Origin of the sequence: uncultured Bifidobacterium sp. (assembly GCF_949292005.1) — a bacterium.
Classification (GTDB): Bacteria; Actinomycetota; Actinomycetes; order Actinomycetales; family Bifidobacteriaceae; genus Bifidobacterium.
Genome location: NZ_CASEXV010000020.1, coordinates 1 through 11187 on the forward strand (window position 1 = coordinate 1; position 11187 = coordinate 11187).

Here is an 11187-nt window from a genome sequence, read left to right on the forward strand (position 1 = left end):
CCGCGCTCCCATGGAAAACGGATCTTTTCGCGGAGCTCATACACCGTGTGGTGTCGGTGTGCCAGCCGGCCAGAATCCCCGTGACCGCGAAGATCCGCGTGGGAATCGACCACGAGCATGAGACCTATCTCGACGCCGGGCGCATCGCCGAGGATGAGGGATGCGCGGCCGTCACCCTCCACGCGCGAACCACGGCGGAATACTATGGCGGGCACTCCGACTGGAGTCGCATAGCCGAACTGGTGCGCGCACTGGACATCCCCGTCTTCGGCAACGGGGACATATGGGGAGCCGACGACGCCGTGGAGATGGTTCGACGGACCGGCTGCGCGGGCGTCGCCATCGGTCGCGGATGCCAAGGACGGCCATGGATGTTCGCCGACATCCGCAACGCCTTCGCGGGAAGTGACGAGCGGGTGAACCCCACGCTTGGTCAGGTCGCGCAGGTTATCCTTCGCCATGCCGCCATGCTCGTCGAATTCTATGATGGCGACGAGCGCATGGCCGTCCACGACCTGCGCAAGCACATCGCCTGGTATCTCAAAGGCTTTCCCGTGGGAGGGCAGACACGACGCCAATGCATGGAGGCCGAAAGCCTCGATGACGTGCGCAGGGTCCTCGATACGCTCGACGCGCGGGCCACGCTTCCTCCCAGAATCGTGGACGCTCCACGTGGTCGCACCAGATATGCGCGGAAGGTGCATCTCCCCTACGGATGGCTCGACTCACGGACCACGACGCACGCGCAACGCGAGGAGCTGTTCGGAAACGATCCCATGGATGCGGGATATTGACACGGGAATATTGACACGAAAAAGGATGTGGCCGGCGCGCATGCGGCGTACCATGGCAAAAATGGGAAAACACGGCCATGCAACGCGGAATAGGCGATCTGCGTGATTGTTCTGCGATAGAGTAGGCGTAACCGTGTGAGTGACAGGAGACAATGGTGAGCGAGATTGCCCAGACTGACAATTTCAACGACAAGACCAACATCAAGGTCGTCGGGGTCGGTGGTGCAGGCGGAAACGCCGTGAATCGCATGATCGCCGACGGGTTGCAAAACGTTGAATTCGTGGCCGTCAACACCGATGCGAAGGATCTGCTGAGGTCGGACGCCAACATCAAGATATCGCTCAGCGACGGTTCCAGTCGTGGTCTGGGGGCGGGCGCCGATCCCGAAAAGGGAGCCAAGGCCGCGCAGGATCATCAGTCCGACATCGAGGAGGCCGTCAAAGGCTCCGACATGGTGTTCGTGACCTGTGGTGAAGGTGGCGGCACCGGCACGGGGGCAAGTCCCATCGTCGCCCGTGCGGCTCACCAGCAGGGGGCTTTGACGATTGCCGTCGTCACACGCCCGTTCTCCTTCGAAGGTCCGCAGCGTGCGGCTTCGGCCAGGCTGGGAATCGAGAACCTCCGCAAGGAGGTCGACGCGCTGATCGTCATTCCCAACGACCGGCTGCTTGAGATATCCGACCGCACCATCGGCATCATCGACGCATTCAAAACCGCGGACACCGCCCTGCTTGCGGGCGTTCAGGGAATCACCGACCTGATAACCCTCAACTCGTACATTCACGTGGATTTCTCCGATGTCAGCGCGATTTTGCGTGGAGCGGGCACCGCACTGTTCGGCATCGGATCGGCGCGCGGCGAGGACCGCGCCACCCAGGCGGCCGAGATCGCGATCAGCTCGCCTCTCCTCGAGGACAGCATCGAAGGCGCGCACGGGGCGCTTATCAACGTCGCGGGGCCCACCGACCTCAAGATGCAGGAGGCATCCGCCGCCGTCGAGCTGGTCCGCAAGGCCATCCACCCGGAGGCCCAGATCATCTGGGGCCTCGCCCTTGACGACACCTACGGGGACGAGTTGCGTGTGACCGTCATCGCGGCCGGATTCGACTCCGAATCACAGAAGGCGAGCGAAACCTCGAAGGCCGATAAGCCCGAGATGGAATCCTCCCCTCGTGATGCGGCGCCAACGAACGCCGCCGCTCCCGTGTCCGAGCCTGCGCCGGTCCAGAACCCGCTCGATGATTCGACCCCCGAATCCACGCCCGCGGTGTCGACGCGGCCGCTGGACGAGACAAGCGAGCATGAGGTCATATCGTCCGGGGACCTCGGGGATCTCGATATACCGGATTTTCTGCGCTGAACGCGCGTTAGGCGAAAGGAACTCGCATGGCAGGGTTTATGAAGAACGCGATGTCCTATCTTGGCATGACGGATGTCGTAGAGGATGAGGACCTCGTCGAGCCGGATACGGATGAGGGACAGTCGTCCTTCGACTCGGACCGCACCTTCACGCCTCTCGCGGGTTCCACAGGCACGCCGGCCGCCGGTTCGGGCCGCGACACGAGCACCCCGTTCCCCAATCGCGTGAACAGAATCACCACCATCCATCCCAAAACCTACGAGGACGCCCAACTAGTGGGGAGGGCCATCCGTGACGGCGTTCCCGTCGTGCTCAACCTCACCGGCGTCTCTGAGGCTGTGGCCTTCCGCATCGTGGACTTCTCCGCCGGGGTTGTGTTCGGTGTGCGGGGCTCCATCGAGCGCGTCACGCCCAGGGTCTTCCTCCTGAGTCCCGCGCAGGTGAACATCAAGGTCGAGGAGTCGAAAAAGAAGGCGTCGTCAGGGGACCTTTTCTCCGACTGAATCGTTTCGAGTCGTTCCGGCTGAATTGACGTTGTTGGCTCATTCTCTTCCGGCTTACCGGCTCATGTAGGGTTGGATTCATGTTTTTCTATCTCATCGCGCGGATCGTCAACTCCGTCATCGGAATCTACATGACGATTCTGATCATCAGGATGGTGTTGGACTGGATCGCCGTGCTTGCTCGCAACTGGCACCCCACGGGCATCATCCGTGACCTCATCGGAATCGTCTATCAGCTCACCGATCCGCCGCTGAGATGGCTGCGCCAGTACATCAAGCCGATATGGTTCGGATCCTTCGGTTTGGACGTGAGCTTTATTGTGCTCTATTTCGCGCTATACATTCTTCAAATTCTGATTTAGACGGTCATATCGCCGCAAACGCTGTGACACCGCTGGAAGCATCGTGCTAGCATTGCGAAGGATACCGTACACAGCGAGGCATCGTGCCCAAAGCGAGGTGTAAGACAAATGGCTCTGTTGACGCCGAAGGATATACGAAAGCATACCTTCCAGACCGTCCGATTCAAGGAGGGTTACGATGTCGATGAAGTTGACGATTTCCTGGATCAGGTAACCGAAACCATCGAGGCTCTCGGAAAGCAGGCCGTGCAAGGCTCGGGGCAATCCACCCAGTCGCTCGGCGCTGATGTCGCCGCGCTCAACGGCAAGATCGCCGAACTGACCACACAGCTGCAGTCCGCCCAGGAGGAGAACTCCCGGCTTAAGGAAACCCAAGGGACGCAGGCGTCGCAGGTCGACGCCGCCAAGCTCACCGAGGCCGAGGAAAGCAACCGGGCGCTGTCCGCGCAGAACGAGCAGCTCAAGGCGCAGGTCGAGCGTCTCGGAACCCAGGTGGACCAGCTCACAGCGCAGGCCGCGGACGCCGCCGGAGCCAAGGAGCTTGGACAGCAGCTCACCGCCGTGCAGCACGAGCGCGACGAGCTTCGCGTCGAGAACCAGCGTCTCGCCAGGGATCTTCAGGAAGCCAACACCAAGTTCCGGGACGCGCAGACCGAGGCGTCCAAGCTCACCGAGGCCGTCAGTCAGCAGTCCGGGAAGCTGCAGGACGTTTCGCGCCAGCTTGAGGAGGCCCGCCAGCGTGAGGACCAGCTTCGCGCCCAGGTGTCGAAGATGGAGCCCAACACGGAGACCGGAAGCCTCCAGAAGATCGCCGGAGCCGCGAACTCCGCGTCCTCCGAGCCCGAGCGCGCGACCGCGATGCTGACGCTCGCGATGCAGCTTCACGACCAGTACGTCGACAAGGGCAAGGCCCAGGCCAAGGAGATCGTCACCACCGCGCAGAACAAGTACGACAACATGGTGTCGAAGGCGAACGAGTACTCGACCCGCACCCGTTCCGAGGCTGATGAGTACAGCAACCAGACCCGCGGAAAGGCCGACACCTACTCCAAGAACGTTCACGCCGACGCCGATGCCTATTCGGCGAAGACTCGTCAGGACGCGGACATCTATTCGAAGAACAAGCGCACGGAAAGCGACACCTACGAGGCCGAGGTCCAGCGCCGCGCAGCGGAGTACGATTCCAAGACCCGGTCTGGAGCGGATAGCTACGCTCAGCAGGTCCGCGAGAACCTCGAATCGCAGTCCAAGGTCATCGAGAGCAACATCCAGGGACTCAAGCAGTTCGAGGGCGAGTACCGTTCACGGCTCACCGACTTCCTCAACCAGCTTGTCGCCCAGGTCTCCGACACCAACAGCTTCAACAAGGTCGACCAGAGCAAGAACTGACCTGTAGAATCTGACTCATGTCGCACAATTTACCAAGACGGCCGCGCGTAAGAGCGGCCGTCTTCGCATGTCTGTCCATCGTTCTTCTCGCAGTGGACCAGTCAACCAAGATATGGGCTCAGCAAGCGTTGGCCGGAGGTGAGAGCATCCGCATCATGCCGGGGCTTTCCCTTACGCTCGTGCGCAATCCTGGAGCGACGCTGGGGTTGGGGTCGTCGAGGACCTGGCTGATATCCCTTGTGGCCATTCTCGCCTGCGTGGGGATCGTTGTGCTGGCCACGCGAACCGACTCCCTTGTCTGGACCATAGCCCTCGCGATGGGATTCGCGGGAGCCCTGGGCAACCTCATCGACCGCATCGTCCATGCCACGGGATTCATGGACGGCAAGGTCGTCGATTTCCTTGACTATGGATGGTCCGTGGGAAATGTCGCCGACATCGCGCTTATGGGAGCCGGAGTGCTCATCGTGATCATGGTCGTGTCCGGAGTGCCGTTCACCGTGTCCGCGGATGCCGATGCCGGCCGCGGCGGCGGACAAGGGGAGGACCAGGGTCGATGAGTCATGTCGCCCCCGCACCGGACGCCCTGATAGGGCGTCGATTCGATGTCGCCGTAGCCAAGATGCTGGGAGTGTCCCGTACCAGGGCGGCGGAGATCATCGAAACGGGTCAGGCCACCGTTCTGGGGCGTCCCATGACCAAGGCCTCCACGCTTCTCGACGGCGACATGGTAGACATCGATCTGGTCGAGGAACGGGAGAACGTCGAGCCTCCCGCCGAGGATATGCCCATTGTGTACGAGGACGACGATGTGGTCGTGGTCGACAAGCCCGTGGGAGTGGCCGCCCACGCATCGGTCGGATGGACCGGCCCCACCGTTCTGGGCAGTCTGCGCCGCAGGGGAGTGCACATTTCCTCGTATGGGGCGCCCGGCAGGGAGGGGATCGTCAGCCGGTTGGATGTCGGCACAAGCGGTCTGATGCTCGTATGCAAGTCCGATCTCGCCTACAAGGAGATGAGACGCCAGTTTTCCGAGCATGAGGTCGTCAAAACGTATCATGCGCTTGTCCAAGGCGATCTGAGGGAGGACAAGGCGACCATCGAGGCCCCCATCGGACGCGCCAAGGTCTCGGACTTCCGATTCACCATCACTCCAGCCGGGAAGCCGGCCATCACTCACTGGGATGTGATTCGCAGATACGGCGAGGCGACGCTCGTGTCCGTGAATCTGGAGACGGGGCGCACCCATCAGATCCGCGTTCATTTCTCATCCATCGGCCACCCGCTCGCCGGCGATCCGATGTATGGAGGCAATCCGGTTCTCGCCAACAGGCTCGGCCTCACACGGCAGTGGCTTCACGCGATGCGGTTGGAGTTCCGGCATCCCAGCACGCATGTGTGGACCACCGTCACGTCCACGTATCCCGCGGATCTTGCGCACGCTCTGGACGTGATGTCGTCCACGCGCTGACGCGCCAACGACGCCAATGCGCGCAAGGCCGGAACGGGAGCACGGCTCTCCTGAGGTCAGATCGCACCGTTATGGTGGGAGGCATGGCAACCAGTGACTCGTTCGTGCAGCTGCATAACCACACCCACTACTCGTTATTGGATGGCGCGTCGAAGATTCCGGATCTGGTCGCGCGCGCGAAGGAGTTGGGCATGACGTCGGTGGGAATCACCGATCACGGAAACATGCATGGCGCGTACGAGCTGTGGAGCACCGCCGTCAACCAGAGAATCAAGCCGATCATCGGAATCGAGGCCTACGTCACTCCGGAGACGGCGAGGCAGGACAAAACCCGCGTGCACTGGGGTACCGAGGCGCAGCGCTCGGACGACGTGTCCGGCGGAGGACTCATCACCCACCTCACCTTGTGGGCCGAGAACGACCAGGGCCTCGTCAACCTCATCAAGGCATCGTCCGTAGCGAACCTCGAGGGACGCGTCATGCGCTACCCGCGAATGGACAAGGAGGTGCTCGCCACATACTCGAAGGGCGTGATCTGCGGATCGGGCTGCCCATCCGGAATCATCCAGACCCGTCTTCGCCTTGGCCAGTACGATGAGGCGCTGCGCGCGGCCAAGGAGCTGCAGGACATCTATGGCAAGGACAACTTCTACATCGAGCTGATGGACCACGGACTGTCCATCGAAACGCGAGTGACGAAAGACCTGCTTCGGATAGCGAAAACCATCGGAGCCCCCCTGCTCGCCACGAACGACTCTCACTATGTGCATGAGGAGGACCGTCGCGCGCAGGACGCCATGCTGTGCATCAACTCCGGATCGCGCCTCGACGATCCCGAGCGTTTCAAATTCGACGGCTCCGGCTACTACCTCAAATCCGCTGAGGAGATGCGTGCGCTGTTCAAAGAGCTTCCCGAGGCCTGCGACAACACCCTCGAGATCGCCGACCGGTGCAACGTCATGTTCGACGACCACGAGGACGGCGCGTTCATGCCCACCTTCGACTGTCCCGAGGGGTGGGACGAGACCTCGCTGTTCCTTCATAAGGTGGAGGAAGGGCTGGAGAACCGCTATGACGGTCACCCCTCGATGGAGGTGCTGCATCAGGCCGACTACGAGTGCGGCGTCATCTGCCAGATGCAGTTCTGCGGATACTTCCTCGTCGTGTCCGACTACATCAACTGGGCCAAGGCCAACGGCGTGATGGTGGGACCCGGACGAGGATCGGCGGCAGGATCCATGGTGTCCTACGCCATGGGCATCACCGAGCTTGATCCCCTCAAGCATGGCCTGATCTTCGAGCGGTTCCTCAACCCCGAACGCGTCTCGCTGCCCGATATCGACGTCGACTTCGATCCCGACGGCAGGGCGCGTGTGCTGGATTACGTCGCGCACAAATACGGCCGCGACAAGGTCGCCCAGTGCGTGATATACGGAACCATCAAAACCAAGCAGGCATTGAAGGACTCGGCCCGCATCATGGGATACGAGTTCTCCGTCGGCGAGCGCATCACCAAAGCCCTGCCGCCCAGCAAGAACGGCAAGGACGCGAGTCTCAAGGACATCTTCGACCCCACATCCAAGCGCTACGCCGAGGCGAGGGAATTCCGCGAGTTGGTCGAATCCGATCCGGACGCGAAAAGGATCACCGAGGAGGCCAAGGGCATCGAGGGGCTGATTCGTCAGACAGGAGTGCACGCCTGCGCGACGATTATGGGATCCGATCCCATCACCAACACCTCCCCGTTGTTGGAGCGCACGGACGGCACCATCACCACGACCTTCGAATACCACACCTGCGAGACGCTGGGACTGGTGAAGATGGACTTCCTGGGGCTGTCCAACCTCACGGTCATACGTGACACCCTGACGAACATCGAGCACAACGGAAAGGAGCCGATCGACTACACGAAGATCCCGCTCGACGACAAGGAGACATACCAGCTTCTGTCGCGTGGGGACACGCTTGGCGTCTTCCAGCTGGATTCCGATGGCATGAGGTCGCTGCTCAAAACCCTCAAGCCCGACAACTTCAACGACATATCGGCTCTTATCGCCCTGTATCGTCCAGGACCGATGGATATGGATTCGCACACGAACTACGCGAAGCGCAAGAACGGTCTGCAGAAGATCACACCCATCCATCCCGAGGTGGAGAAGCCTCTCAAGGAGGTTCTCGACGAGACCTACGGCCTGATCGTCTATCAGGAGCAGGTGCAGTCGGCGGCCCGCATACTCGCCGGATATTCCCTGGGCAAGGCCGATGTGCTTCGACGCGCGATGGGCAAGAAGAAGCCCGAGGTGCTGGCCAAGGAGAAGGTTCCGTTCTTCCAGGGCATGAAGGACCACGGCTATTCGCAGGAGGCGGCGCAGGCGGTGTGGGACGTCCTCGTGCCGTTCTCCGGATACGCGTTCAACAAGGCCCATTCCGCGGCGTACGGTCTGATCTCGTATTGGACGGCCTACCTCAAAACCCATTATCCGGTGGAGTTCATGGCTGCGCTCCTGCAGAACGAGCGCAGCAACAAGGACAAGACTGCGTTGTATCTGGGCGAGGCGCGGCGCATGGGCATCAAGGTGCTGCCGCCGGACGTCAACGAGTCGATACTCGAGTATTCCGCCGTGGGGGATGTCGTGCGCTTCGGTCTGGGCGCCATCCGCAACGTCGGGGACAAGGCGGTGGAGGACATCGTCAAGGAGCGCCAGAGCGGTCGCGGCAGGTTCGTGAACTTCATGGACTTCATACGTCGCGTCCCGCTGACGGTTCTCAACAAGCGTCTCATCGAATCGCTCATCAAGGCGGGGGCCTTCGATTCCATCGATCCCAACCGCCGTGCCCTGTTCATGATCCATGAGCCGGCCATCGACTCGGTCGTGGGGCTCAAACGCAAACAGGCCGAGGGGCAGTTCGATCTGTTCGCCGATCCGGAGGGGGAGTCCACCGCGGACGAGATGGGCGACGCGATGGTCACCATCCCCGATATCGACGAGTGGGACAAGAAGACGAAACTCGATTTCGAACGCGAGATGCTGGGCCTGTATGTGTCCGACCATCCATTGAGTGGAATGACCGCGGTGCTCGCCGGATTGCGCGAGATGTCCATCGCGCATCTGATCGACAGGGCAAAAGCCATGTCCGACAACCAGCAGGTCACCATCGCAGGACTCGTCACAGGCGTGGACCGCCGTGTCTCACGCAAGGGCAATCCCTGGGCGATCGTCACCGTGGAGGATATGGAAAGCTCCATCCAATGCATGTTCTTCGGCAAAACCTATCAGGCGGCATCACAGCAGCTGGTGGTCGACCAGATCGTGCAGATTCGCGGCCAGATCGAACTACGTGACGAGACGGTGAGCATGCGCGCGGTGGAGATGAAGGTGCCATCGTTGGAATCGGCTGATGAGAAGCCCATCGTCCTCGCCCTTCCGCGGCCTGCCCTGGATCGGATCCGCATGGGGCAGCTGCGCGACGTGCTTCATGGGCATCCCGGATACTGCGAGGTGCGTCTCGTCGTCGGCGACGGGCATGGGAACGCGACCATGCTGGTGCTTGGTGATGCCTTCCGCGTCAGACGGGACACATCGCTGTTCGCGGAGATCAAAACCCTGTTCGGTCCCAACTGTCTTGCTTCGGCCTGATTCTCGGGTTTCCGGTCATTTCAGATTGGCGAGCTGCGAGGGAAGAGTCCGAAAGAGGTCCGTACGGGCATAGACCACGTTCAGAGAGAATTCCCTGCCGTTTTTCCAAGGGGTCCATGTGGTGCCGATGACATAGCGGTGATAGTCGTCGACGTCGTATCCCCAGCGGCGTATGTAATAGTCCGCGCTTGATCCCACGATTACCTTTGGGGCCTTGCCTCGACCGCATGCCGCGATTTCCTTGCCTGACTGCTTTTTTGTGGGCAGGCTTTGGGACTGGAACGTGTACCCGCGGTACGTGCATTCGACTATGTTGCGTGAGAAATAGGGATTCGTGGCGCTGACGATTGTGGAGTGCGCCCGTGTGTTTTCGCGCGTTCCCGTAAGAAGACCGAACTGTGAATCGTCGGGGCTCGGATGATACCAGGTGACCAGCCAACGGTCGCCTGAACGTTGATATCGAGAGACGAACGCCGCCATTGCCCGGGATCCGGAATAGTCATATCGGATATCGGTCATGGAGGATCCAACGTTCCAGCTGATGCTGGGAGCGAGGATCATGGCGGGGATCGCGATGGCAAGACCGCGTACGACATATCCGTGAGGATCAAGGATTCTGGACAGCCGGGGATCCTCGACGTGGGGCAGCAGCCATCCCGGAATGTCCGCTGTGCTCCACGGACGCGAATCGAGGTCGATCCACAGGGCTGTGATCAGGAACGCGAACACGATGCCCAGATGGTGGCCGGCGATGTAGACCGTCGCGCTCAGCGAGAGCATTGCATAGGGGATGAGAAGGACGGGAAGGTTGTGCCGGACCCGCGACACGTGTACGAGAAAGATCCAAATGACCAGACTGACCACCGCGCAGGCGGCGATTGTGCTCCATGACATCGAGTCGAAGAAGTCGATGGTGTCCTTTGCGTACGACGTGGTCATGCTTTCGGAAGGTGCGGCAGTCCACATCAGCGCGAACCGTTTGAGATAGATTAGCGGGGACTGTCTGTCGGACATGGCGCTGGCGTCAGCGGCCGGCACCACCATCAGCGCGGTGGCGGCTCCAACCGCCAGAAGGCAGGCGAGTGGCCCGAAAGCTGCGCGGACATGACGACGGATGGCGGACGCTTTCATGGTGGGCGTGCCCACGGTTCCGGGCATCAGCATCATCGCAATCCATGCGAGTGCGAAGCCGCATGCCAGGGCGAGGCCGTAGGTGCTCGTGAGACTGAGCAGACACAGAGCTCCCGTGAATCTCCATGGATGCCGGTCCCGCGTCTTCCAGAAGATGGCGGTGAGGAACAGCGCAGACGTCAGAAGAGCATAGGGCCGCGAGATCACTCCGTACTGATAGCAGAGGAAGTAGGTGAAGGGCAGGAGGATGACGGTCACTGGTGAGAAGGGGGATCGAAGGACAAGCAGGATGATCATCAGCGCGGCGCTGAGGAACTGGATGGATTTCAATCCCACCTCGTACGGGACTCCCAGCTTCGCGGGAATCGAGAGGATAAGCCACCACAACGGCGGATGCCCCTCATAGTGTGGACGGAGCAGAAGGATGTCATGGTACGAGCTGTCCCGCGCGATCAGCCAAGCTTGGGCCTCGTCGAACCAAGGCTCGTGGAACACCATAACCGTGGCGATGAGCGCCAGATACGCGATGATGACGAGC

General features: G+C 61.1%; 9 protein-coding genes. 8 read left to right on the forward strand and 1 reads right to left on the reverse strand.

All coding sequences use genetic code 11. The features are described from left to right. The 8 genes from Q1X90_RS00780 to dnaE form a co-directional block, all read left to right on the forward strand. On the forward strand, positions 1-794 hold a 794-nt coding region (locus Q1X90_RS00780; RefSeq protein WP_300765757.1), incomplete at its 5' end, for a tRNA-dihydrouridine synthase. A 155-nt stretch (positions 795-949) separates the two neighbouring features. After that, positions 950-2155, forward strand: coding sequence for a cell division protein FtsZ (gene ftsZ, locus Q1X90_RS00785; RefSeq protein ID WP_300765765.1), 1206 nt, complete (start codon positions 950-952; stop codon positions 2153-2155). A gap of 26 nt (positions 2156-2181) precedes the next feature. Continuing rightward, positions 2182-2658: a cell division protein SepF gene (locus Q1X90_RS00790; protein WP_300765758.1), complete on the forward strand. Its 477-nt coding sequence runs from the start codon at positions 2182-2184 to the stop codon at positions 2656-2658. Positions 2659-2738: 80 nt separating this feature from the next. Further along, positions 2739-3020: a YggT family protein gene (locus tag Q1X90_RS00795; RefSeq protein ID WP_300765759.1), complete on the forward strand. Its 282-nt coding sequence runs from the start codon at positions 2739-2741 to the stop codon at positions 3018-3020. Positions 3021-3128: 108 nt separating this feature from the next. Next, entirely contained in the window at positions 3129-4409 is a 1281-nt protein-coding gene (locus tag Q1X90_RS00800) for a DivIVA domain-containing protein (RefSeq protein ID WP_300765760.1), read from the forward strand. Between the two features lie 17 nt (positions 4410-4426). Continuing rightward, complete coding sequence (locus tag Q1X90_RS00805; protein WP_300765761.1) at positions 4427-4969, forward strand: signal peptidase II; 543 nt, start codon at positions 4427-4429, stop codon at positions 4967-4969. Further along, the gene (locus tag Q1X90_RS00810; protein ID WP_300765762.1) at positions 4966-5880 is read left to right on the forward strand and encodes an RluA family pseudouridine synthase; all 915 of its coding nucleotides are present in this window, start codon (positions 4966-4968) and stop codon (positions 5878-5880) included. The genes Q1X90_RS00805 and Q1X90_RS00810 overlap by 4 nt, the downstream gene beginning before the upstream one ends. Positions 5881-5963: 83 nt before the next feature. Further along, positions 5964-9518, forward strand: coding sequence for a DNA polymerase III subunit alpha (gene dnaE, locus Q1X90_RS00815; RefSeq protein ID WP_300765763.1), 3555 nt, complete (start codon positions 5964-5966; stop codon positions 9516-9518). Between the two features lie 15 nt (positions 9519-9533). Here dnaE and Q1X90_RS00820 read toward each other — a convergent pair. Continuing rightward, positions 9534-11187: ABC transporter permease (locus Q1X90_RS00820; protein WP_300765764.1), on the reverse strand; the 1654-nt coding region annotated here is incomplete at its 5' end.